22 protein-coding genes and 3 pseudogenes are annotated in these 25,675 nt (G+C 34.0%); 13 read left to right on the forward strand and 12 right to left on the reverse strand.

Annotated elements, in window-relative coordinates:
- Nucleotides 1-236 precede the first annotated feature (236 nt).
- From ACGH6Q_RS08845 to ACGH6Q_RS08860, 4 genes are all read left to right on the forward strand, one after another.
- Nucleotides 237-1,538, forward strand: coding sequence for a PAAR domain-containing protein (locus ACGH6Q_RS08845; RefSeq protein ID WP_411592616.1), 1,302 nt, complete (start codon nt 237-239; stop codon nt 1,536-1,538).
- 14 nt (nt 1,539-1,552) lie between these two features.
- Entirely contained in the window at nt 1,553-1,879 is a 327-nt protein-coding gene (locus ACGH6Q_RS08850) for a hypothetical protein (protein ID WP_411592617.1), read from the forward strand.
- 523 nt (nt 1,880-2,402) lie between these two features.
- Nucleotides 2,403-2,915 carry a thiol peroxidase gene (gene tpx, locus ACGH6Q_RS08855; protein ID WP_085166029.1) on the forward strand — a complete coding sequence of 171 codons (513 nt, stop codon included), beginning with the start codon at nt 2,403-2,405 and terminating at the stop codon, nt 2,913-2,915.
- A 140-nt stretch (nt 2,916-3,055) separates the two neighbouring features.
- Nucleotides 3,056-4,237 (forward strand): sugar transporter, encoded by a 1,182-nt coding sequence (locus ACGH6Q_RS08860; RefSeq protein WP_065589508.1) that lies wholly within the window; start codon nt 3,056-3,058, stop codon nt 4,235-4,237.
- A 105-nt stretch (nt 4,238-4,342) separates the two neighbouring features.
- Here ACGH6Q_RS08860 and ACGH6Q_RS08865 read toward each other — a convergent pair whose 3' ends face one another.
- A complete protein-coding gene (locus ACGH6Q_RS08865) occupies nt 4,343-6,268 on the reverse strand; it encodes an ABC transporter ATP-binding protein (RefSeq protein ID WP_411592619.1) in 1,926 nt (641 codons plus the stop codon).
- Between the two features lie 148 nt (nt 6,269-6,416).
- Nucleotides 6,417-6,654 (reverse strand): annotated as a pseudogene (locus tag ACGH6Q_RS08870) (integrase core domain-containing protein); the annotation flags it as partial.
- A 78-nt stretch (nt 6,655-6,732) separates the two neighbouring features.
- On the opposite strand from ACGH6Q_RS08870, the gene ACGH6Q_RS08875 reads away from it, so the two are divergent.
- The gene (locus ACGH6Q_RS08875; protein ID WP_174798609.1) at nt 6,733-7,347 is read left to right on the forward strand and encodes a hypothetical protein; all 615 of its coding nucleotides are present in this window, start codon (nt 6,733-6,735) and stop codon (nt 7,345-7,347) included.
- A gap of 228 nt (nt 7,348-7,575) precedes the next feature.
- Here ACGH6Q_RS08875 and ACGH6Q_RS08880 read toward each other — a convergent pair.
- Nucleotides 7,576-7,923: pseudogene (locus ACGH6Q_RS08880) on the reverse strand (DDE-type integrase/transposase/recombinase); the annotation flags it as partial.
- Between the two features lie 381 nt (nt 7,924-8,304).
- Between ACGH6Q_RS08880 and ACGH6Q_RS08885 the strand changes: the two are divergent.
- From ACGH6Q_RS08885 to rlmL, 7 genes and pseudogenes are all read left to right on the forward strand, one after another.
- Nucleotides 8,305-8,721 carry a hypothetical protein gene (locus tag ACGH6Q_RS08885; RefSeq protein WP_065589504.1) on the forward strand — a complete coding sequence of 139 codons (417 nt, stop codon included), beginning with the start codon at nt 8,305-8,307 and terminating at the stop codon, nt 8,719-8,721.
- A gap of 166 nt (nt 8,722-8,887) precedes the next feature.
- Nucleotides 8,888-9,379: a hypothetical protein gene (locus ACGH6Q_RS08890; protein WP_085164009.1), complete on the forward strand. Its 492-nt coding sequence runs from the start codon at nt 8,888-8,890 to the stop codon at nt 9,377-9,379.
- Nucleotides 9,380-9,812: 433 nt separating this feature from the next.
- The gene (gene rlmKL / locus ACGH6Q_RS08895; RefSeq protein ID WP_411592620.1) at nt 9,813-11,933 is read left to right on the forward strand and encodes a bifunctional 23S rRNA (guanine(2069)-N(7))-methyltransferase RlmK/23S rRNA (guanine(2445)-N(2))-methyltransferase RlmL; all 2,121 of its coding nucleotides are present in this window, start codon (nt 9,813-9,815) and stop codon (nt 11,931-11,933) included.
- 380 nt (nt 11,934-12,313) lie between these two features.
- Nucleotides 12,314-14,191 carry a PTS mannitol transporter subunit IICBA gene (locus ACGH6Q_RS08900; protein ID WP_411592621.1) on the forward strand — a complete coding sequence of 626 codons (1,878 nt, stop codon included), beginning with the start codon at nt 12,314-12,316 and terminating at the stop codon, nt 14,189-14,191.
- Nucleotides 14,192-14,269: 78 nt separating this feature from the next.
- The gene (locus ACGH6Q_RS08905) at nt 14,270-15,433 is read left to right on the forward strand and encodes a mannitol-1-phosphate 5-dehydrogenase (protein WP_411592623.1); all 1,164 of its coding nucleotides are present in this window, start codon (nt 14,270-14,272) and stop codon (nt 15,431-15,433) included.
- Nucleotides 15,434-15,439: 6 nt separating this feature from the next.
- The gene (locus ACGH6Q_RS08910; protein ID WP_411592624.1) at nt 15,440-15,991 is read left to right on the forward strand and encodes an MltR family transcriptional regulator; all 552 of its coding nucleotides are present in this window, start codon (nt 15,440-15,442) and stop codon (nt 15,989-15,991) included.
- Between the two features lie 109 nt (nt 15,992-16,100).
- Nucleotides 16,101-16,437, forward strand: a pseudogene (gene rlmL, locus ACGH6Q_RS08915) (23S rRNA (guanine(2445)-N(2))/(guanine(2069)-N(7))-methyltransferase); the annotation flags it as partial.
- Between the two features lie 365 nt (nt 16,438-16,802).
- On the opposite strand, the gene ACGH6Q_RS08920 reads toward rlmL, so the two are convergent.
- On the reverse strand, nt 16,803-17,231 hold the full coding sequence (locus ACGH6Q_RS08920; protein WP_065561310.1) for a universal stress protein: 429 nt from the start codon (nt 17,229-17,231) through the stop codon (nt 16,803-16,805).
- A 251-nt stretch (nt 17,232-17,482) separates the two neighbouring features.
- On the opposite strand from ACGH6Q_RS08920, the gene ACGH6Q_RS08925 reads away from it, so the two are divergent.
- Nucleotides 17,483-18,064: a Maf family protein gene (locus tag ACGH6Q_RS08925; protein WP_411592625.1), complete on the forward strand. Its 582-nt coding sequence runs from the start codon at nt 17,483-17,485 to the stop codon at nt 18,062-18,064.
- Between the two features lie 24 nt (nt 18,065-18,088).
- Here ACGH6Q_RS08925 and ACGH6Q_RS08930 read toward each other — a convergent pair whose 3' ends face one another.
- The 8 genes from ACGH6Q_RS08930 to ACGH6Q_RS08965 all read right to left on the reverse strand — a co-directional run bounded on the left by ACGH6Q_RS08930 (nt 18,089) and on the right by ACGH6Q_RS08965 (nt 25,601).
- Nucleotides 18,089-18,754 (reverse strand): ABC transporter ATP-binding protein, encoded by a 666-nt coding sequence (locus tag ACGH6Q_RS08930; protein WP_296302605.1) that lies wholly within the window; start codon nt 18,752-18,754, stop codon nt 18,089-18,091.
- Complete coding sequence (locus tag ACGH6Q_RS08935; protein ID WP_411592626.1) at nt 18,754-19,965, reverse strand: ABC transporter permease; 1,212 nt, start codon at nt 19,963-19,965, stop codon at nt 18,754-18,756. Before ACGH6Q_RS08935 ends, ACGH6Q_RS08930 begins: the two co-directional genes overlap by 1 nt.
- An 85-nt stretch (nt 19,966-20,050) precedes the next feature.
- The gene (locus tag ACGH6Q_RS08940) at nt 20,051-20,530 is read right to left on the reverse strand and encodes a DUF4418 family protein (protein WP_411592627.1); all 480 of its coding nucleotides are present in this window, start codon (nt 20,528-20,530) and stop codon (nt 20,051-20,053) included.
- Nucleotides 20,531-20,550: 20 nt separating this feature from the next.
- Complete coding sequence (locus tag ACGH6Q_RS08945; RefSeq protein WP_065561315.1) at nt 20,551-21,210, reverse strand: ABC transporter ATP-binding protein; 660 nt, start codon at nt 21,208-21,210, stop codon at nt 20,551-20,553.
- 10 nt (nt 21,211-21,220) lie between these two features.
- On the reverse strand, nt 21,221-22,363 hold the full coding sequence (locus ACGH6Q_RS08950; RefSeq protein ID WP_411592629.1) for an ABC transporter permease: 1,143 nt from the start codon (nt 22,361-22,363) through the stop codon (nt 21,221-21,223).
- 17 nt (nt 22,364-22,380) lie between these two features.
- On the reverse strand, nt 22,381-23,667 hold the full coding sequence (locus tag ACGH6Q_RS08955) for an ABC transporter permease (protein ID WP_085163998.1): 1,287 nt from the start codon (nt 23,665-23,667) through the stop codon (nt 22,381-22,383).
- Nucleotides 23,668-23,690: 23 nt separating this feature from the next.
- Nucleotides 23,691-24,941: a Fe-S-containing protein gene (locus tag ACGH6Q_RS08960; protein ID WP_411592630.1), complete on the reverse strand. Its 1,251-nt coding sequence runs from the start codon at nt 24,939-24,941 to the stop codon at nt 23,691-23,693.
- Nucleotides 24,942-25,037: 96 nt separating this feature from the next.
- On the reverse strand, nt 25,038-25,601 hold the full coding sequence (locus ACGH6Q_RS08965; protein WP_034943540.1) for an iron transporter: 564 nt from the start codon (nt 25,599-25,601) through the stop codon (nt 25,038-25,040).
- Between the last annotated feature and the right edge of the window lie 74 nt (nt 25,602-25,675).

Here is a 25,675-nt window from a genome sequence, read left to right on the forward strand (position 1 = left end):
TCTTGTTCTTGTGGACTGCGATTATCTTTTGTTTTAAATGAGCCGCTTTGGCTTGCTTGCGTTATCCAACGGTCCAAAGCTGATTAGGTATTGTAAATAAGTTATTGTGTTATTTTTCGGTAAGTTAAAATAAATTTACTGCTATAAAAATCGCATGGCTACAGTTTTTCCGTTGGTTTTTTAATTTATTTGATATAGTATTAATTGTTTAAAGTTTGTTAAATGGAAAGATTGTAATGAGTAAAAAAATTGCTGTAATGGGTGATGATACTACAACCGGTGGTAAAGTTATTTCGTCGTCAGTTCTAGCTTTTAACCATCTCGATGCTATAGCCTGTTTAGGGGATTATGCTTCATGTCCTAAGTGTAAAAGTTCTGGAAAAATTATTGAGGCAACTGATAAATTAATCATTGATGGCAAACCAGCTGCTTATGATGGGTGTATTATTGCTTGTGGTTGTCGGCCTATAGGTGTTAATCGAATTATTGCAACCAAAAGTCTGATATTTGTTGATGTGACAACCCCCTATTATACAAATAAGTCAAATCCTATTAATAATACATTTTCAACAATCGCGCAAAATGATATTCACACACAAATTAATTCATTAGTAGCATCAAATGAAGATAAAACAAAGATTCGTCTTGACGCTCAAAATTTACTTGATTGTGCGCATGAAGTTTGTGAAAAACACCTTTACCATGATGATATAAAACAAGATTTCATTAACAATGTTGATGATTTCGCCACGCGCATTGTAAATCAAGTGGAAAGCGGAGCGATGAGTTATGAACAAGGCTCAGAAGCGATAAAATCTGAAGAAAAGAGTTTATTGGATCAAAGCCTGCACTGGGTAGGTCGGGGACTAAGTGTTTTAGGTGGTTTTGGCTTGATAAGGATGGGGGTTGCAATGTGCACAACTGGTGTGGGTTGTATACTTGGCTCATATGTAGCAGCGCATGGAGTTAATAGTATTCAAGAAGGGATAACTGATGAAGATGGCTTTTTAAAATCAGTGTATCAAAATGCGGCTGAAAGATTGGGAATGTCTAAAGAGGCAGGTTCTTTGGCTTATGATTTAGTTGATATCGGTATATCCGTACATGGTAAACTTAAATTAGTTCCTAAAATTGATAAAAGTTTTGCAATTAATCAATACAATCGTGCTAATCCAGCTAAATTCAAATTATTTTATTATGGTAGAAAGGATTTGATACAAGCATATAAACAGATGAATAAATGGTTGTTAAGTTATGAACTATTGAGTGATGCTATATCATTATATGAAATTTATCAAGAGGCTGAAAATATATTAGTTAAAGATAATGAAAGTAGTGAGACAAATTTATATATTTCAAAACCAGAAAAGATTGATAATATAGAGAAAATTGTAGATAGTTGTACAATAGTAATACGTATTACAGGTAGTGAATCTGATGTAGATGACCAACCTAATTACTCGTTGTGTACGCGCTTGGATGGTACTACATATCGGCAATATTTTGATGGCCATATTGAAGAAGGTTCTATTGAATAACAGGAATAACACAGATGATTATATTGATTTACATTGCGTATTACTTTTTCTCAATTTTGCCTATTATGATTTCTTATCGTTTTAGAAAATATACAATAAGTGATTATCAATATAATAAAAAGTTGAAATGGCAAAGGCGCATCATGTTGTTTTTTAATTATGTTGCTTCAGTTGTTCAAATTATAATTGCAGGTGAACTTGAACGTATCGTTCCTTCTAATCCAGATTATCGTCCTCTTTTATTATCAGCATGTATATTTATAATTATTTATCCTTTTCCAATATCCTGGTTAGAAAGCCCAAAAGAGTATTTAAAAAAGAAAAAGAAAAAATGGAAATAATAATGAATTTAGTGAAGTTAGCTTTCAACCATTAACAACTGTCGCATTACTTTCCAAACAAATTGTAGAAATTCCTCGTGTTGTTTACAGTAATTTGAGAAACGACTGTAATGAATATACATAAAAAACAAAATTAACGCCTTATCACAGACAAGAGATATGGCGCTTATATCATAAAAAAAATAACGGTCACCAATTTGGCTAAACGCTTTATGGTCAGCCTCTAGGTCATTTATAACGTACTAAAGAAAGCCCGATTGAAGCTTTTATTCCTACAAATAAACAAACCCATTTTTTTATATGTGATAACTATCACATTTATTTTTATTGAAATTTTTTGGCTTATCATTGCTCACTAAATTGAGTAATCAAAAATTTTATTCATTGGATAAATCATCAAATCTAGCATAATATGAATATGACAGCTGAATAATGCTAAATTTATATTAAATAAAGCTGTAAAACTTCAATAAGTTCACTCTATAGAAACAACGTTATTAGTCACAACGCTAAGGAAACTGTTATGCAAAAAAGAGTTAATGAAATCACCATGCGCGGAGCACCTATTACTTTGTTAGGCACACAAATTAAAGTTGGCGACACAGCGCCCAATTTTATCGTGCAAGATTTAAAAATGAAGCCCATTAAATTGTCCGATTTTAAAGGTAAAATCAGAATTATTAATTCGGTTCCATCCATTGATACCTCAGTATGTAGTGCTCAAGTGCATCGCTTTAACGTCGAAGCGGCAAAATTAAAAGACACAGTGATATTTTCAATTAGCGTCGATCTACCTTTTGCCTTAAATCGCTACTGTGCTGCTGAAGGTATTGATGCCGTTAAAGTCACCTCAGATCATAAAGAACTCAACTTTGGTTTAAAATATGGAGTTGTTATTGAAGAGTTGCGATTACTTTCTCGAGCTGTATTTGTCATTGATAAAAACGACAAAATTGTTTATGTGGAATATGTTAAAGAAACCTCTTCTGAACCTGATTATGACAAAGTCCTAGCTGCAGCTAAAGCACTAGAATAAATCGCTATAATGAAACATCGCCCTCAAATACTAATATTGGTGGCGATTAAGTTTAAGATTTATTCTTAGCAACTATTTAATAGACAAACATATTCAGTTATAATCAAAAGTAATCTAATATTCCCTCCAAAATCTTAATCATGAATAATAGTATTAACCGATCTCGGGTTTGGTCATCAATTCTTTGTCTTGCATTTGCGGCATTTATTTTTAATACAACGGAATTTGTACCTGTCGGGCTATTACCCAATATTGCTGAAAGCTTTTCAATGGACGTAGCTCATGCTGGATTATTACTCACTATTTATGCGTGGGCTGTTTCGTTATTATCATTGCCACTCACAGTATTAACATCAAAAATGGAACGAAGGAAGCTACTTATCCTTTTATTTTGTCTATTTATAGGTAGTCATATTTTAGCTGGAGTCGCATGGAATTTTTACAGCTTAATGATAGCAAGAATTGGTATTGCTTGTGCACATGCGGTATTTTGGGCAATTACAACACCACTTGCAGTTCGGTTAGCGCCCAATGGTAAAAAAGCTAAAGCAATGGGCTTTATTGTTATTGGCGTATCGATGGCAACCATTCTAGGTATTCCAATTGGCACCATCATAGGACAACTCGTTGGCTGGCGCGTGACTTTTTTATGTATTGCTGGTATCGCTTTTTGCGTGATGATATTACTACTCCGCTTATTGCCTACTGTACCAAGCATGGATATTATCTCTATCAAAGATATTCCAATGGTATTAAAACGCCCAATACTGCTAAACATTTATTTATTAATTGCCATTATTATTGCAGGTCACTTTACTGCCTATACCTATATTACGCCATTCATGAAAAATATTGGTGGATTTAACCAAAATGTTATCGTCCTTTTATTATTAGTTGTAGGTTTTTCTGGAATGATTGGTAGCGTTATTTTTGCAAAATATGCTGAAAAAAATCCAACCGCAATTTTCATCATCCCTATGCTACTACTGATTACTTGCTTATTATCGCTTTATGTATGTTCATTCACGCTTTATACTGCAATCATTCAATGTTTAATTTGGGGACTTTCCATTACAATTATTGGAATGGTTATGCAAAGCAAAGTAATTGATGCCGCACCCGATGCCACAGATATAGCCACTTCAGTCTATTCTGGTATTTTCAATATTGGAATAGGAGGCGGTGCTTTTATAGGCAGTAAGGTATTAATTTTACTTTCAATTGATTACATTGGTTATGTTGGTGCGTGTTTTGTCATCATCGCACTATTATTATTCTACTTTTTATCTAGAAAATTATGGAATAATAAAACGGTTATTTAAAAAAGGGTTATGTAAAAAATATTATATAAAAACCTTAGGGTAAGGAAACAGCATTATTTATTTTATAACACAAATAAATAATGCTGAAAAATACTAACATTTACCTTATGATTTACTTAAAGACTCTAACTGTTCCCATCTTTCAAAAACAGCTTCTAATTCAGCCTCTTTATCTGCCAAAGATTGTAAAATTGGACTAGTAATTTCATGAGTTTGATTAAAAAAGTCACTTTGACCAATTTGTGCTTGTAAATCAGTAATCTCTAATTCTAATTGTTCTATTTTGCTTGGTAATTGTGCCAATTCTCGTTGTTCATTATAACTCAGTTTAACTTTCTTTTTAGCGGTTCGCTCACTACTTTGATTATTAGTAGCAGATAATTCTTTTTTAGGTTGCTCAAGTTTATTAACTGTCGTTACTTTAACTGGTTGTGCTTGCTGCTGTTGTTGCAGAGCATCGGCATAACCACCAGCATAAACACCAATATGGCCTTTTTCTTCAAAAAACCAACATTGAGTGACCACATTATCAACAAATTGCCGATCATGACTAACCAACAAGACAGTTCCTTGATAATCATTCACTAACTCTTCTAGCAATTCTAATGTTTCAATATCAAGATCATTGGTTGGTTCATCAAGTATTAATAAATTGCTAGGTTTTAAAAATAGTTTAGCCAGCAATAAACGATTACGCTCCCCACCAGACAGTGCTCGTACAGGTGTTCTGGCACGTTTAGGCGGAAATAAAAAGTCCTGTAAATAACCAAGTACATGGCGTGAACGACCATTTACCATTACCTCTTGTTTACCTTCGGCTAAATTGTCCATCACTGTTTTTTCAGGATCGAGCTCTAACCGATACTGGTCAAAATAAGCCACTTCAAGCTTAGTGCCACAATGCACACTACCTAATGTTGGTGTCAAATTACCCAACAACAGTTTTAATAAAGTTGTTTTACCAATACCATTAGGACCAATCAGAGCGATCTTATCACCACGTAATACTTGCACAGAAAAATCATTAACTAGTAACTTATCCTCAATCTGATATGTCACATTTTCAAGCTCAAAAACAATTTTTCCTGAACGTAATGCTTCCTCGATTTGCATTTTAGCACTACCCATAACTTGGCGTCGCTTGCTATATTCTTGGCGCATTGCTTTTAATGCTCGCACTCGCCCTTCATTACGAGTACGACGAGCTTTAATACCTTGTCGGATCCAGACTTCTTCTTGAGCTAATTTTTTATCAAATTCAGCATTTTGTAACTCTTCAACACGCAATGCTTCTTCTTTACCAAGCAAATAGTTATCATAATTTCCACTCCAAGACGCAATTTTACCTCGATCCAAATCAATAATACGCGTTGCCATTTGACGAATAAACGAACGATCATGGGAAATGAACACAATACTGCCATTAAAACTTTTCAAAAAATCTTCCAACCATTTAATGGTTTGAATATCCAAATGATTGGTTGGTTCATCAAGCAATAAAACTGTTGGTTGACAAACCAACGCTTTGGCTAATGCGGCTTTACGCAACCACCCACCCGATAACGAAGACAACAACGCATCACCATCAAGCGATAATGAAGAAATAACATTACGAATACGGCTATCTAATTGCCAACCATTTTGATGATCTAACTGTTCTTGCATTTTAGCTAATTTATCTAAATTACTTTCGCAAGGATCGTGCTCAACACGATGAGCTAAATCATAGTAATCTCGTAATAACTGTGCTTGTTCGTGTAATCCTTCTGCCACAAAATCAAACACACTACCTTGCACATCACGAGGAGGATCTTGTTGCAATCGTGAAACAATCACATTATTTTCATAAATAATTTGCCCTTCGTCTAATGGCACTTCTTTATTTAAAACTTTAAGTAAAGTCGATTTTCCAGCACCGTTACGGCCAACAAGACAAACACGCTCATTTGGCTCAATAGACATATCGATATGATCAAGCAACGGCGCATCACTAAATGAAAGATAAGCATTGGTAAGATTAATTAATGACATAGTTATTGGTGGTTTTTATTTAGATATTAAGTAATAAAACATTATTCTATCATAAAGTGACCAAAGGCAACTAAAGCAAATACAAAAGATAAACCAATATATAAGAATTACTGGCATTATTTATACTTTCATTGTAACTACCTCAAACTTAGTACACAACTGACGTAGAAAATGAAGCTGCCTGTTTTAATGTTTTATATTTGAACAGTGTCATGTTATTTAATGCATCATGCGGTCTTTCGGTGTTATACTTCGGTTATTTGCCTTGCTTGCGCTAAGTTGTTAAAAAGATATAAATCGAGTACTTCAGTACGATAGGTACGATTAAATCGTTCAATATAGCCATTTTGGTAAGGGCTACCGAGCTCCATATAATCAATGGCTATATCATGTGGATCGACTACACTAATTCATACAACTTTTTTAATGAGTAAGGTAAATTTATCAGTAAAGGAACATGCTAGATGACACGATTAAAAAAAAATATCGATATTTTGAATATTCTTACTTATAAAATTAAAAGTTGGGATAGACAAAATGATCTTATAGAACTATCAGAGCTAATATCTGATTTAGAAAAATTTAGTAGAAAAGAAAGATCTTTGTACTATAAAGAGTTTTTTTCCGATGTTGCATTGGCTGAAAAATTAATATACTTGTATAAAAATGAAAATTTAACCAAAGAAGCTACTATAAATATAGTATCTTGCATAGGAAATATGATAAAAGGATATAATCTCCCCCCTTTAGATAATTTTTTTAAATTTTTTAATGAATTGAAAAATGTTAAGAAAATAGATTACTATGTTTCTTTATTTATTACTAATTTCCCACAGTTTTATATGGAGGATAAAAAATGGGATTATATCTTATCAATTTTAAATATCAGTCCAAAAGCGAAATCAGAAAGAAATTTTTACATTGAAATAAAAAAGATTTTAAATCGTAATGAATGCATTCCAGACAATTACTTAGATAAATTTATAGCTTCTTTTGAAAAAATGTATAATAAAGCTAAAAATGATTTTTACAAAAATGATTATAAGGAAATACTTTTGAAGTTAAGTAAATTAAAATGAATCTTATAAATTATATATTTATATTGGAATCAGAAAGATGGATAGACCTGTAATTGCTATGATATTTAAGTCTTCAGTTGAAGTCAAAGCTAAAGAAATCAGAATTCCAGGGAAATGTGGCGGCGATAAATGAGAAAATTATATTTCCTAAAATACGGTGATCCTCGCCAAAATATTAAACAGTGCCCGCCTCTATCATTTTTCGTTTTGGTAATATTGTTGTTCATATTATTCAGGTGATACCCAGCCATTGGCTGAATGACGGCGTATCCGATTATAATAGATTTCAATATATTCAAATAGTGCTTTATTAGCCAGTTTCCTCGTTTTGTAGTAATAGTCATGAATAATGTGTGTTTTGAGTGTATGAAAAAAACTTTCAACAACCGCATTATCAAAGCACTTTCCTCTTCGACTCATGCTTTGCCTTAGCCCATATTGTAACAATAATTGCTTGAAATCAGCACTGCAATATTGGCTTCCTTGGTCACTATGAATGAGTACATTTTTAGGAAATTGACGCCGAAATAAGGCTTGTTTTAATGTATTACACACTAAATGGCGGTCTATGTAGTGTGGAATGACCACACCTGTTCAAACAACAAAATTAAGGGGTAGCTATTTGTTAAATTCTACCTCAGGCAAATAGCTTAACAAGGCGTTAGTTTTGTTTTCTTATGTATATTCCTTACAGTAGCTTCTCAAATTACTGTAAACAACGCTAGTAAATCCTACAAATAAAGACTATTACACCTTATGATATCAATTTGCATTTAAATTAAGTTTTTATTCAAATAAGCAAGCATCCTAGAAAGAGCTTACCAAATTATGATAGAATCACGTCTCATGATGCAAAATAATGTATTTGTTATAGCAATCATGAAATAAATAGCAAGCAAGCAAACAAAACACCATTATCATGAATAAACATGTAATTCCGATCTTGTTGATAATGTCATGAATACTAATAATAGAGTTATTAAATACCATAAAAAAATGAAAATTACTTTAGTAAGTAAAATAGACGAGAATTTAGTAGAGTTCAAATCTGATTTAGGATGTGGTGTTGCGATTTGGGACAATAGTAAATCATTATCAAACACATATTATAATATTGAATTAGAAATCGATGATTTTTTTGAGTGGGGTAAGAATATAACTCTTGAAAAAATACCTGGGTATGGCTTTTATTTAATTAATAACAACATGTTTTTCAAGGCTAAAGTGATATCTTGTGAAGATACAGGTATTTTAGTTTTGTCACTAGGAAGAGATATTATTTTTATAGAAACATCTGGCACATGCGAAATAAACAGCTATGTATCATTTTTTACAACTTCGGATAATGTTATGTTATTCTCGATAGAACTGTAATATTTGAAAATTGGATACTATAAACTAATTCTGCTATCCATTTCTGCATACTTTACCTGACTCAAGCAAAAAATTATGTTGGATGGCAACAAATTTTTCAGACAATATAAAAATCTACGAATGATTTTGAAAAGTTATTTTGTTCCATGCTGTGTAGCAATAAAAAATGAAAGATAAAGACAAATATTCTATAGAATGGCTCCGCTTAAAAGAGTCTGAAAAAAAATTATTTTCTGCTAAATACTACTTCAAAAAATCAAATCTGTATTTTGATCAATTATTATTTGCTCTTAAAATTCTGTCAGAACAAGGAACAGCACTAAGGTTTGTAAGAGATGAAGATTTTGACGACAAAGAGCTAGATAATTTAATTCCTATTGTCATAGAAATATCAATAGGCGGCAATATAGATCATATTCCAATAGCTAGAGATATATTATTCAAATATAGACATAATAATATTGTAAAGAAAACACTACCAAAAATGGTTTTAAAATATCTCGATTCTTCTGATGATTTCATATATAGAAGAATTGCAGAATTGCTATTAGAATTGAATTACAAAGAGTTAAAAAACTCTTTTATTAACAAATGTAAAAAGAGTGAGAATAAAGATATAGTTGAGATATATAACGATTTTTATGAAAAATATAAATGAAGTTATTCTCATAAAGGAAAACCAATGGCAGGGTTAAAGAATTCTAATTGATGCTTTGCAAAAATTTGATAATTCATATTATAGATTTTGAAAAGAAATAACAAACGCAACTGAAACAGGCAATTTTATAAATTATGTGGATATCTCAAAAGCTACTGTAAATACCAAATTTTTAGCACAAAACTCACGTAGAAAATTACACTGCCTGTTATCGTGTTTAAATTCAATAGGCGTCATATTATAAATATCTTGATGCTTTATTAGATTACATTTTAATTCTTCTACTAAACTAACATTAATTTTCATTACCGCCAAACTTTTCTGATTATTAATAAACTAACCCAATATTCATCTAACTAATATCAGCCTTTATTTCCCACTATTACAATTAGTCGGTATAATGCCAGCAATTTTATTGTTAAGTGGATTATGCATGAAAACGCTATTTGCCAGTACATCTCGCGGGCTTGAAGAGTTATTAAAAAAAGAGTTAGAACAAATTGGTGCAATTAATTGTAAAATTGCACAAGGTGGTGTTTATTTTGATGCCGATGACAAAACGCTATATCAATCATTATTATGGTCGCGTTTGGCATCTCGCATTTTACTACCTATTGCCGAGTTCGACATCTATAGCGATTTGGATCTGTACTCTTGTGTGTTTAATATTAAATGGCCAGATATTTTTGCTGTTGATAACTCTTTCGTGATTAATTTTGTTGGCGTAAACGAATTTATCCGTAATAGTCAATATGGTGCGCTAAAGATCAAAGATGCTATTGTTGATCACTTTTTGCGTCATACTAATGAACGTCCTAATGTAGCAAAACAAGATCCCGATATTCGACTTCATGCTTATTTAAATAAAAACCGTGTCACACTATCTTTAGATCTAAGTGGTAATAGTTTACATGAGCGTGGTTATCGAGAGCAAACAGGGAAAGCCCCACTAAAAGAAAGCCTAGCGGCAGCTATTATTATGCGTTCTGGTTGGAAAATAACTGAGCCATTGCTCGATCCGATGTGTGGTTCAGGTACATTACTAATTGAAGCGGCAATGATCGCATCACAAATCCCACCCGGTTTACATCGTAAACAGTGGGGATTTTTTGCTTGGAAAGGCTTTAACCCGACACTGTGGAACGAATTGCTTTTCACTGCAAAGCATAACGTATCCAAAACAAACACACCATTTATCGGTTATGATAATAATGCGACGGTACTTGAACGAGCTAAACAAAATGCTCTTCAAGCAGGTGTGGGGGATTTAATTACTTTTTCGATGCAAGATGTAACTCAACTGACCAATCCATTGCCAACTGAAACAGTAGGCATGATCATCAGTAATCCACCTTATGGAGAACGCTTAGAAAGTGAGCCTGCGCTTATTGCTTTGCATACGGCACTTGGTCGACAAATCAAACAAAATTTTGGTGGATGGCGTTTATCATTATTTAGCGGTGCGCCACAATTGTTAGATTGCTTACAAATGAGAGCAGAAAGACAATTCAAAGCAAAAAATGGCCCTCTCGACTGTATACAAAAAAATTATGTCATTGCTAAGCGTAATACTGAAGAAGCAATCACAAATTCCACTATTCCAGCTGTGGATTTTGCTAACCGATTACGCAAAAATAAGCAAAAATTAGAAAAGTGGGCAACCCAAGAACAACTAGAATGCTATCGGCTTTATGATGCAGATTTGCCTGAATACAATGTCGCTATCGATCGTTATAAAGATAAAATAGTGATGCAAGAATACGCAGCGCCAAAAAACATCGATCCACAAAAAACTCGCCAACGGCTTTTTGATACTATAAATGCTACCATGTCAGTGCTTGAGCTTACCGCCGATCAGTTAGTATTAAAAACAAGAGAAAAGCAAAAAGGCAAACAGCAATACCAAAAGCTAGGACAAAAACAGGACTATTTTTTAGTCCATGAATACCCGATTAATCAGCGCAAAACCGCATTTTGGGTTAATGTGACCGATTATTTAGATACAGGACTGTTTTTAGATCATCGCTTAGCACGAAAAATGATTGGTGAAATGAGTGCAGGCAAAGACTTTCTAAACCTATTTGCCTATACAGGTAGTGCAACGGTTTATGCTGGACTTGGCGGAGCAAAATCAACCACCACGGTCGATATGTCTCGCACCTATTTGGAATGGGCAGATCGTAATTTAAAACAAAATGGTTTAACAGGTAAAAAACATCGATTAATTCAGGCGGATTGTTTGCTCTATTTATCTCAAGCTGATGAGCAATTCGATTTAATTTTTATCGATCCGCCGACATTTTCAAACTCGAAACGGATGAACAATACCTTTGATGTTCAGCGTGATCACTTAAAATTGATGGCCGATTTAAAACGCTTGTTACGCCCTAATGGAACAATTATCTTTTCGAATAATAAGCGTGGGTTTAAAATGGATAGTATCGGTATGCAAAACCTAGGGTTAACCTATCAAGAAATTACCAATAAAACGCTATCGCTTGATTTTAAGCGCAATAAACAAATTCACTGCTGTTTTATTGTAAAACATCAATAAACACAAACCGCCATAAGGCGGTTAATTTATTAAAATTATGACAAAATAAAACATTCAACAAAATTAAAAACTTTACTGAGCATTTTTAATCAAAATTAAACCATTTCAGCTGGGTTTGATTTGCTAAATAATATATAAGCAGTAATCACTAATAATAAAATTCAATCTTGTAAAAAAGTTTCAGGAAACTATACGTTTTAGTATATTTTTCTCTTACCACCTTCCAGAAGAGTGATCTTAATCACAAAAACAAAAAATAGACCCATTTTAACAATGTGATACTCATCACACTTATCAATTTTTTTTAATGAATTGAATAACTAAATCCTTCTACAATAACAGCATGATGATTATACAATCAATAAGGAAAGTTTTATATTATGACAAGTTCAAACATCAAATTAAAAGTTCAAAATTTTGGACGATTTTTAAGTAATATGGTCATGCCAAATATCGGCGCATTTATTGCTTGGGGATTTATTACCGCTATTTTTATTCCAACGGGCTGGTACCCAAACGAAACTATTGCCAAGTTAGTTAGCCCGATGATCACTTACTTATTACCACTGTTGATTGGTTATACTGGTGGTAAATTAGTTCACGGTGAACGAGGCGCCGTTGTCGGTGCAATTACGACAATGGGGGTCATTGTTGGTGCAGATATTCCGATGTTCTTAGGTGCTATGATAGTCGGACCACTTGGTGGCTGGGTAATAAAACAATTTGATAAAACCATAGACGGAAAAGTCAAAAGTGGCTTTGAAATGTTAGTCAATAATTTTTCAGCTGGTATTATTGGCATGCTACTTGCATTGCTTTCTTTTTTTGCAATTGGACCTTCTGTCGTTGTTGCATCAAGTAAATTAACTCTTGCTGTTAATTTCTTAGTTGAGCATAACTTACTACCTTTAACTTCAATTATTATTGAACCTGCCAAGATTCTTTTCTTAAATAATGCAATTAACCACGGTATATTCTCACCATTAGGTATTCAACAAGCGGCAGAGCATTCTCAATCTATTTTCTTTTTAATCGAAGCAAATCCTGGTCCTGGATTAGGTTTATTACTTGCTTATATGTTGCTTGGTAAAGGTTCTGCAAAAAGTTCAGCCAGTGGTGCAGCAATCATTCATTTTTTTGGGGGAATTCATGAAATTTATTTCCCATATGTATTAATGAACCCTCGCCTTATTATTGCAGTGATTTTAGGTGGAATGACCGGAGTATTTACTTTAACACTATTTGGTGCTGGATTAAGTTCACCAGCATCGCCAGGATCAATCATCGCCGTTCTTGCGGTCACTCCAAAATCATCAATGTTTGGCGTAATTATTTCTGTCATTGCAGCAACAATGGTTACTTTTATCGTTTCCGCTATTTTATTAAAAACCACCAAAGAAGCAGATAAAAGCCTTGAAGAGGCAAAATCGAATATTTCTGCAATGAAAAATGAATCAAAAGGAATTGTAAATGGTACACTTGATCTTACTAAAGTTAAAAAAATTATAGTGGCTTGTGACGCAGGAATGGGCTCAAGTGCTATGGGCGCAGGAGTATTACGCAAAAAAGTTCAAGATGCAGATTTGGATATTTTTGTCACTAATGTAGCAATTAATAATCTGCCTGATGATGTTGACATTGTTATTACACATAAAGACTTAACCGATCGAGCAAAACAACACGCACCAAATGCACATCATATTTCATTAACTAACTTTTTAGATAGTCAATTATATAGCCAACTCGTGGCGGATCTTTTAAGCTCTCAAGCAAATAATGAAGCAAGTGAAACAGTGCCTATAAGCAATCAATCGACTGATAATATTCCTCTATTTAAATTATCACAACAAAATATCTTTTTAGGGTTAACCGCTAAAAATAAAGAAGAAGCAATTCGTTTTGCAGGGCAAAAATTGGTTGATAATGGTTATGTCACACCTACTTACATTGAAGCAATGCTAGAGCGTGAAAAATTAACATCAACTTATTTAGGAGAATCAATAGCTGTTCCACATGGCACTATTGAATCAAAAGACGATGTTATTAAAACTGGTATCGTATTTTGCCAATACCCTGCTGGGGTTCAATTTGGTGATGAAGAAGATGATAAAGCAAAAATTGTGATTGGTATTGCTGCTCACAATAATGAACATCTTGATGTCATAGCAAAACTGACTAATGCATTAGATGATGAAACTATTATTGCAAAATTAGCAACGACAAATAATATTGAAGAAGTTTTAGCAATACTAAGTTAACCTATTTCTATTTCCCGCTTTACACGGGAAATAGAGTGAAATATTTCAAATTAAATTATAAAGTTAAGGATTATTATTATGCAAGCACTACACTTTGGCGCAGGTAACATTGGACGAGGTTTTATCGGCAAATTACTATCCGATGCTGGTGTACAAGTTACATTTGCTGATGTCAATCAGGAAATTATTGATGCCATCGCCACTCGTCATGAATATCAGGTAAATGTTGTTGGCGAGCAATCCACCACTGAGATAGTTAAAAATGTTGATGGAATTAATAGCACCTCTAATGAAGTGATCGATTATATTGCCAGCGTTGATTTACTCACCACTGCCGTTGGTCCACAAATTTTAGCGCGTATTGCTCCAACGATAGCCCAAGGAATTATTGCAAGACATAATCGAGGTAACAGTAAGCCACTTAATATTATTGCTTGTGAAAACATGGTACGAGGTACCAGCCAATTTAAACAAGAAATCTTTAAAGCGCTACCAGAAGAAATTCAGCAATGGACAAACACCCATATCGGTTTTGTCGATTCTGCGGTGGATCGTATTGTACCACCTGCAACATCAAAAACAGGCGATATACTAGAAGTGACTGTTGAGACTTTCTCGGAATGGATTGTTGATGAAACACAATTTGTAGGTATTATTCCAATTATTAAAGGCATGCAACCCGTTGATAATTTAATGGCTTTTGTGGAACGTAAGTTATTTACACTTAATACTGGTCACGCAATAACTGCTTATTTAGGATTTTATAATGGTATTGGCACAATACGTGATGCAATTCTAGATGAACGTATTCGTTTAATTGTACGCGGAGCCATGGAAGAGAGCGGGTTAGTACTTATCAAACGTTACAATTTTGATGAGCAAAAACACATGGTATATATTGAAAAAATATTATCCCGCTTTGAAAATCCTTATTTACAGGATGATACTGCACGTGTTGGTCGTCAGCCAATTCGTAAATTAGGTGCAGACGATCGTTTAATAAAACCATTACTTGGCACCTTTGAATATCAAGTTAAAAATACTAACTTACTAATTGGAGTTGCTGCTGCGCTTAACTATCGTAATAATGATGATGAGCAAGCAGTTAAACTAAAAAAACTCATTACTGAAAAAGGCGTTAAACAAGCTTTTTGTGAAATCTCTAATATTGACGTTAATAATTCTATTGTTATGAAGGTTGAAGAAATTTATACTGCAATGCAAGATCATCAATTTGTCTAATTCTCAATGCCAGAATCGATATTACAAGAAGATATAATATTAGAAAAACTCAACCAGCAAGCTGATATTCACAGCTTGCTAAAAGTTGCCATTAAATTAATTAATGATAATGTCATCAAATTGATTCTTAAAGTCTTCCGAAAAGAGCCTCACGCCATTAAATTTGTTATTCCCTCATTGGTGGGTAAAAATGGACCTCTCAATGATACCTCAGTGTGCCTAAAACTGCTTTATGTGTTGGGTATTATTTCTCGTGAGGATTACGAAGATATAGAGCTACTGATTGCTGTTTTGGACGAACTAGAGCTAGACGACAAACAATACACTTATTTAGATGATGAAATTTTAGGTCCTATTAGCTTATTACATGATATGGTATTACCACCAAGCTGGGAATCGCAACATGAAAAAGTAAAACAATCAGGTATTGTCGATACTTTAAAATCTTCCATTTACCAAAATCGCTATCAACAAATGATACGCTCGGCACTCATCATCGCTATCACAGAGTTAACGGTTCGAATCATTAATAAACAAAAGATTGACTATTTTCTATAATAATATTGATTGTATATTTTGTTGATACGTTAAATTTACTCTGCTCGTCACTTATATCTATTTAAAGAAATGATTCGCAATTTAAAAAAAATAATTTAACGAGTAAAAACATCGATTAATTCAGGCGGATTGTTTTGCTCTATTTATCTTAAGCTGATGAACAATTCAATTTAATTTTTATCTTTCCGCCCACATTTTCAAACTCGAAACGCATGAATAATACCTTTGATGTTCAGCGTGATCATCTAAAATTGATGACGGATTTAAAACGTCTGTTAAGACCTAATGATACTATCATTTTCTCCAACAACAAGCGTAGTTTTAAAATGGATAGTAGTGGTATGCAGAATCTGGGGCTCACCTATCAAGAAATTAATAATAAAACCCTTTCGCTGGATTTTAAACGCAACAAACAGATTCACTGCTGTTTTATTGTAAAACATTAATAGACGGAGCTGGAAAACAGCTAATCCACCCGAATATCAAAATAGCCGTTAGAGGGTACTGGGCACTAATACGATGTTAGTATGCTAAACATAGATATTTGGCATGATTTTACAATGTCCTAAATAATTCACAACTAGTATGTTAAAACCGAGCGATGACTTAAACTACTCTTGGGTATGTAAACATATCTCCTTAGATTGTTTTTAAAGGCTGTGGTATAACTGGTTTAATTCGGGTGTTGTCATCGTATAGAAATGATCACTGAAGTTTATAACACCCGAAACCTGTAATTCTAAATATTTAAAAAGAATTCATTGGTATATTCACCTAATTTTATTTAATTTTTCAACAAAACTTAATCATCCTACCTAACAACTAACACCGAAGTTTTAGCACCACGAACCACCCCAGAAGCATTAGATCCTAAAAGATGAGTTGAGATATTAGGACGACGTGAGCCTAGAATAATTAAATCGGGTTGAATTTCTTCCGCTAAACGGAGAATCTCATCCCTTGGATTACCAAATGCAATAGAAAAGGATACATTTTCACGCGGTAAATCAATCGAGTCAATAAGTTTATGCAAGTCTTTTTCCGTTTGTACTGTAGCTTTATCCTTAAATTCGTCAAAACCAAATGAGTAAACATTCACAATGGCTGAGGCAACTGGTAATGTATGAAAAAAGATAACTTGGGCATTGGACAGTTTGGCTAAGCACTCTACATGTGGAATCACTTTCTTGGTTAATTGGTCTTCAAGCACATCAATAGGAACTAGAATTTTTTTGTACATAACTCCCCCTTACTTTGTTAAAGATTCAATTATATATTCAGTGAAGCTAAAATAGGTTTTACCTAGCTAGTATGATACTCGTTTTAAATTTAATCTTTAATTATTTTTTATTCATTTTATGATGGAGATCAACATGAGCTATATTATTTATCAATCCAATATAAAAATCTAGTTAGAACACATAGTTGATCGTTATGGTCATATCGGGTTTAATGAACACCCTTTTGCTTGGATTTTAAGAGATAATTAAAATGAGAATCATATTAGCATCAACATCTATATCCCGTAAAAAAGTGCTCGAAAAATTAGCTATCCCTTTTGAGTGTGTACCGCCAATTTGTGACGAAACACCCCTAGCAGGTGAGTCAGCTAAGCAATTGGTGGTTCGACTAGCAAAACTTAAAGCCCAATCATTAGCGACGCAGTTTGCTGATAGTTTAATTATTGGCTCTGATCAAGTTGGTGTGTTAAACGGTAATATTGTTTGCAAACCGCATACAATTGATAATGCCCGTAAACAGCTTCGACAAAGCAGCGGTAAAGCTTTCTATTTTTATACTGGTATGGCAGTAATTAATACCAAAACACAACAACAAACTACTATTTGCGAACCATTTAAGGTGACTTTTCGGCATTTAACTGATTCAGAAATTGATGCTTACATTAGCAAAGAGAAGCCACTACAATGTGCTGGCAGTTTTAAATGTGATGAACTGGGCATCACCCTGTTTGATAAACTTGAAGGTAATGATATTAATTCATTAGTTGGGTTGCCATTATTAAAACTCAATAAAATTATGATCGACATGGGTTGTAATCCACTTTTAATATAACAATTCAGTTAATAACTAAACCCATTAGTCAATAAATCGTCCAGCTGACATTTTCATAACTTTTTGGCTATAACGGGCAACATCATGATCATGAGTGACAATTAATAACGCAGTGCCTTGCTGATGAATATCAGTCAGTAATTGCATAATTTCAGCAGCGCTTTCTTCATCAAGATCACTTGTTGGTTCATCAGCAATAATCATTTGTGGTTTACAAATCAGTGCTCTCAATATCGCAATACGGCGCATTTCACCGCCCGACATATTAGCTGGGTATGCATCTTGCAAATGGCTTATTTTGGCTTTTTCAAGCAACCTCTTAGCTTCATTTAAGGGATTTTGGTTTTCTCGCTTGGTTAAATAAAAAGGCAGTCGAATATTATCAATTGCTGTTAAATTAGGTAGTAAACTGCTACCTTGAGGAATATAACCAATATGCTGATTACGAAAGGCAGATACTTGCTGATCATTAAGATCAAATAAATTTGTATTATTAATAGTGATTTTTCCTTGCGTTGGTGTAAGTAAACCAGCAATCATATTTAGCAAAGTGGTTTTACCACTGCCTGATTTACCCATAATGCATATAAAGTCATCTTTTGCCATTGAAAAACTAACATTATTCACAGCTGAAAAGGTTTGTTGCCCTCTTGTGTAATCTTTACGTAGGTTTTTAACATTCAGTAACATTATTCGCCCTCTCTAAGGGTACTATAAGTATCAAATTTAGTCATAGATAAGGCACTATAGATACTTGATAAAGGTCCTATAATTAGCGTAAGAATAAAAACAACAATTGCATATAATAATGCATCAAATAGTGAGATATTTACACACGGCAAACCAATAGATTGGCAGATTAATAAGCTAAATGCATAAAGTAATACCGAGGCGATAACAATGCCACTAACTCCGCCTAATCCACTAATTATTAAAGATTCACGAAGCAACATTTTAACTAAATCACGCCGTGACGCGCCTAATACCCGTAATAAGCTAATTTCACGCTTGCGTTCATTTAAGCTTGAAGAAAATATCACAAAAATCACAATAATAGCTAAAACCCAAAAAATAGCCGATAGGCTATATACAATAGTTGAAAAGCTAGTTAACCATTTTGATATATTACTTAACATACCTTTGGTCATAATAAAGTCAATATTATAGTCAATCGCGTATCTGGGCATAATTTGATTAACAATATCTTTAGGTTGATAATCTGAATTGACCTTAATGAAAATCGACGAGGCATAATCAGCAAAATGGTCGACATCCCCTTCAATTAATTTTGCATTTTTCATTAATGATTGGGCTGCCGACATAGTCATAAAGACAGAGGTATCAAATCCCATCCCTGTGCTATCCATTTTAGCAATAATTTTAAAAGGATGATTAAAAAATAAGATTTCATCGCCCACATCAGAACTAATTTTAGAACCAACAACGACTTGATTATCAGTCAATGGCTCTGAAAGTTGTGATTGTAACCAAGGCTTAATTATAAAATCAGTATGCTGTTCAAAACCAATTAATTGGACTTTAGACGAACAACATCCTGCATTTAATGAAGCAATAAATAGCTGAGGTGAAATGGCCTCAATACCTTTGATACCTTTTATTTTATCAATCAAATCTACTTTTAAATAAAAAGTACTCGGTTCACCACGCAATAAGGCAACTTCCATATTTTTTTCGTAACCATTAGGCACAATAAGAATATCAGCACCTAACCTGTTAGCCATGCCTGAAATACCAAGGCTGAGATTTTTCATCAGTATACTTCCACCAAACAGCGTTGCCGAAAAAAGCGTAATGATGATAATCAAACAGCAACTTCTAAACGGTCGCCGCTGAATATTTCGCCATGCTAAATTTGCCATGGTGATCGGTTTTTCGTGCATATTGACTTTCCTGCTTGTTGGATTTAAATGTTATACCTATATCTGGTAAAGATAAGAGTGGTCTTTGTTTGATAACAAAACGCTATCAATTTTTTGTTCTTTTATTTAAGTAATAGATGTTAATAACAGCGACAATAAATAATAAACCTGATAATAAAACTAACGCCGGTTTAGACCCCATATTGCATCGCATCATTTCATTACCGCAAACACCAATTAGAATTGTTGGTATAGCTGCCGCTAATAAAGAAATACACGCAAGTGCTATACTTAATCCTACTCGCACAAAAGCAATACGGCTAATTAGTAGCAATGCACCAATGGCTATCACTAAACAACCAATGCCAATTTCAGCTCTTGCTGTCCAAAAACATTTCATGATTTTTCCTGTGCCACTATGTATATGCCCGTTATGTGCTACCTCGCTACTAGCGTGATTCAATGTATCAACAGGCATGCTTACAACGTCTGGAAGAGGACAAACTGGCAATATATATAATGGAAATAAGATAATTAATACTCCAATAATAATAAAAATACTTGATGAAATAAGACGGTTTTTCATATATAACAGCCTTCAGTTGATTAATTATCAATTACACGTGCAACTTTGCCGTGCTCTAGTACTACAGTGGTTTGTGCATGTTTTGACACTTCTAGTGAGTGAGTAACTACAATAATGGTACTGCCTTCTTTGTGCAGCTCATGTAATAAATTCATGACCATCGCTTCGTTGCTTTCATCTAAATTACCAGTTGGCTCATCGGCCAAAATCAGTTTTGGATAGTTAATCAATGCTCTAGCAATACAAACACGTTGCTGTTCGCCACCTGATAACTGCCTAGGTAAGTGTTTAGCTCGAGCAGCAAGCCCAACACGTTCGAGTGCTTGCATAGCCTCTTTTTCGTCAACCATACTATGATAATATTGAGCAAGCATGACGTTTTCTAGTGCGGTTAAATACGATACTAAATGAAATTGTTGAAAAATCAGACCTATCTTATCTCGACGTATTTCGGTTAATTCTGACAAAGAAAGCTGAGTAATATCTTGCCCGTCTAAAATCACTGAACCAAGTGAAGGTTTATCCATACAACCAATGATATTCATCAAAGTTGTTTTACCGCTACCAGAAGGTCCCATAATTGATAGCCATTTACCTTCTTCAACTGTTAAATTTACTTCAGACAGTGCATGTAGTGAACCATAAATTTTAGACACATTTTTTACTTCGAGCATATTCATACTTTATATCCTATTCACCGCGTAATACTAACGCAGGCTCTACTTCAAGAGCACGTTTTACTGGAATTAAACACGCAATTACCGTTACTATCACTGAGATAATGATAGTGGTTGGGATCAGATAAAACTCAATAATAATTGAACGTCCAAACACATTGGTACTAATAATTTGAGCAAAGATAAGCCCGCATATAGCCCCAATAAAGCCACCAATAACACCTAAAACTAATCCTTCAGCTAAAAACTCTTTTGCAATACTTTTATTGTTGGCTCCTATCGCTTTTTTAAGACCAATTTCTTTACGACGCTCCATTACCACTGTCATCATAGTGGTAGCTACACAAATCATGGTAAGAACGAGTACAACAAAAGTAACTAAATAGAGTAACGAGGACAGTTTGCCTAATACAGATGCTTCTGACTTTGTCACCCATTTAATTAAATGAGGTTCAACTGTTGTCATTTGTTTTTTTATTTTTTCAATGTACTGTTTTAATTCTGTTTCTGTGGCGGCAATGCTTACTTCAACAACTTCTGCTTGCTCGCTTTCTTCAAGTAATTCTTCTAAATCGTGCAGATCAACAAAAATAAAGTTATCTTCGGAACGTCCAGTTTTAACAATACCTGTAACGGTGAGTTCTTCATCAAAACGAGAATCTTGTTTAGATTTGCCGGAAATCGGCATAGTGCTACCAATGTTTAATTTAGCAAAGTTAGCAATATCAGTACCAATCATTATTTCATGTGAATTTTGTGGTATTGAACCTTCAATAGACCAATAAGGACTGGTTTTTACAACTTGTTTAAAGTCGGTCCCCACAATAGTATAAGGTTGCTGATTACTACGAATTGAATTATAACGAAATGGGGTAACACCAAGTAATTTATCTTCTGGTAAAAAGGCAACCGCTTTATTAACCTCGGTCATTGCTACTGTTGATTGATTATTGGCAGGTAGTAGTAGAAGATTGGCACCATAAGAACGGAATTCTTGTCCCATTTGCCGTGGTATATCATAACAAAGTGTGATCATACCAAGAAGAACCGTTGCACCAATAGCAACACCAAACAAGGCAATTGTAATGCGAGAACGGCGCCGGATAAGTGAACTTAACACGGTTTTAATTATAAAGCGCCTATTTTTATTGATCATGAGACTTACCTTTCACCTTATCGACCATGTAACACATCAGTTGGACGCAAAAACATCATAATACGCAATGCTGGTAAACTACCTAAAAAGGTAATTAAGATCACCATAATTAGGGCTAAAGGAATAATTATCATCTTAGGCTCAACAAAAGAACCAAACACAGTATGACCAATAATTTGCGCAAAACCAAAACCAATAAAGTAACCAAAAAATCCACCAAGTAAGGCAATAATAAAGATTTCAGTTAATATTAGCATTGCAACAGCTGTATTAGTTGCACCAAGCGCTTTTAATAGGCCAATTTCGGTACTGCGCTCTATAACGTTAGCAGTAACCAAATTCGAAATAGCAAGCGCCGAACAAATCAATGATAAGATAGTTAGTAATAACATTAGTAATTGTGTTTTTTGTAAAATGGAGCCTTCTGACTCAGCAACTTGCATAATAGCTTTCACACGCACATCAGGCATTAGCTCTTCTAGCTGGTATGCAATTGAGCTAATATAAGCAGTACAATACCATGTATCCCATTCTGTTCTAGATAAACTGTTTGGATCTTGCGCTGCTTTACGAGCTAATTCGTTTTCTGGAGTGGTTAATGCACTAACCTCAACACGTTCAACTAGTCCTTTTTTATCGGCAAGATCTTGTGCAACTGGTAAAGAGACATAAATTTGCGTATCTTCAGCACCACCACTATGAAAAATATTGTTAATAGTTAATGTAAACTTTTTGTTTGTTTTCGTTGAAATTATATCTATCGTATCGCCTAGCTTTAGATTCCACTGTTTGGCTACAGATTCACCCACCATAGCTCCTTGCAAATTATCATCGGTCATGGTGTTTCCTTCAATTGTCCACCATGATTTCATGGCTAACATGCCCGTATCAACCTGATCACCTGTTGGAATATTAAGATGTTTATTAAACCAAGTACCTACCACCGTAATTGGCTTATCATGAAATGTCGCTTGAGTTGTTAGAAAAGGTGCAAAATCAACAATATTATAAGCCCAAAAAATCATCTTAATTCTAACAAGTTCTTCTTCTTTAATATATTGCACAGCTTGCCCACTATCATTGTTATCAAGCTGGTACATTTCATTAATGACAGCACTACCACGAGGAACGATATTGAGATTAGCACCATAGGCTTTTAGCTCTTGATTCACCTTATCACCTACGTCAAACATTACATTTAGCATAGCAGTAGCAAGCGAAACACCCAATGCAACCGTTAAGGCAATAAGAAAAAGTTTCTTTTTTTGGCGAATTAAAACACTTAATAACATTCTACAAAACATACAATATTCCTTTTAATACGCTTTTATTTGAAACGACTTTTCTCTGCTTCAAGGTTAGCTGGACGAATCACCATATTGCCGTCAATAATTTCGTATTTAAGTGGAACAGGGTTACATCCTCCTGAAAATCCAATCGTTGCAATGTTCATTACTACATCGCACAAAATACAAACGACTTGATCACCGCGTTGGTAGTAACCACTTGCACCACAAATATCGCAAGCATCAAAACCTACACCATAAGCATTATCGCTTTTTTTAATAACAATAAAGCGAACTAAAGTTCCATCTGTTGCCTGATAACCATAACGATGTAAATTACCGTCGTTCACTTTATCGAGAGGGATAACAATTAAGCCATCAGCATTAGGCGATATAGGCTCTGCCGGTGTAAGTTCTACGCCTTTTTCAAAAATGTAACGCGCGCGCGTCACAGTATATGCGGTTATTGCTGTACCAGCCATAATCATTAGGGCAGATCTTCTATTGCTACGTAATTGTGCTTTAAGTTTACGAATTTGAGCAGGGTTATTACCCACTAACGAAGTTGTTTTTGATTTGATATACAAAACAATGGCTAAACAAAGCACAATTGTCATGAAAATAAAGATAAAGAAATTAACATGACCAAGAATAAAAATAACCAACTCCATCATCCATGGTTGGGATGAAATAAAACGCCTAACAATTAAAATTTGTAGAATATTAATACTATTTTGAATAGTGAAAATAATAATTGACAGTGAAGTAATAGCAAAAATAAATTTTGTTGATAATTGTCCACATATACGGAAAGTAAATAGCCCAGTTAACAAGATTATAAGTAAAGCAAAACCATAACCAACCCATTTAAACAAATAATCATTATTAAAAATAGAATCCATCCCGACAGAAAATTCGAATGGATAGAGCATTAAATTAGGTAAAGACTGGGCACTTATCAAACCAATACTGAGTGCAAATAGTAGTGTAAAAAAGAAATTAGCTGTTCGGTTATAAGTGGATTTTTGCAAGCAAATAGCAACAATCAACGGTACAGCAATAATAACCCAAGGTATGATCACTCCAAGATCATAATATTCACGAACAGCAAACCCTGTGTTGCGTTTTAAAATGGCATAAATCAATGCAGCAATAAAGCCCAATACAAAACCAAACAAAATAATTTTTTTAATATGATGAGGCGTGGATCTTATAATTGCAGCGCTCAGTAATGCCATCATCACTGCTGGAACGAAAGTATTATCGGTAATATTGATAAGGTATTGAAGCATATTCATTGCCTAACTATTGCAAATATTATTGGTGAGCATAATGCTCACCAATAACTGATTATTAATTATTTAATATAATTAGTTATTTTAAAATCATTACCATGCGCGTGGAATGTAATCAAAGTCCCAAGAAACTTCGATAGGTTTGCTCCAAAAGCGTCCTTCCACACCTGTTTCTTTATCAACATGTAGTAAATAACCTTGTTTTTCTGGGTTTTCAATCATAAATGTTACTTTATATTTACCAGCACCATCTAATTTTATATTATTACCATAGTGAGGACCATCAGAGGCATTCATTGGCATAAAGTTACCTTCAATTACTTTATCACTGCCTTGCTTTTGAATTTTATATTTTACAGTTAAGTAAGGAACAAAATCACCTACGCCATAACCTAAGTTATTACCTTCTGCAGCTGAAATATCAGCTTCAATGTGCATGTCTGATTTTGAGGCTGGTAAACCACCCATACCAGCGGGTTCCATATCAACAGGTTGGAAATAAACAGCACCAATGTGTAATGGCCCCACGGTTACTTCATCACCAATTGGAAACTCTTCAAATCCTTTTTGTTCGCCAGGTGCCGGTGCTGCTGCATGAACGAATGAAGATAAGGCAAGTATTGAAGCAATACCTGCTGATAAAACTAATTTTTTCATTGAAAACTCCTTCTCTTAGTTTTTGAAAATTTATTACACTTGTTTTTTTGGGTATTAACACAACTCAGTTTTTC

Source organism: Gilliamella sp. BG2 (assembly GCF_046635645.1).
Classification (GTDB): domain Bacteria; phylum Pseudomonadota; class Gammaproteobacteria; order Enterobacterales; family Orbaceae; genus Gilliamella; species Gilliamella bombi.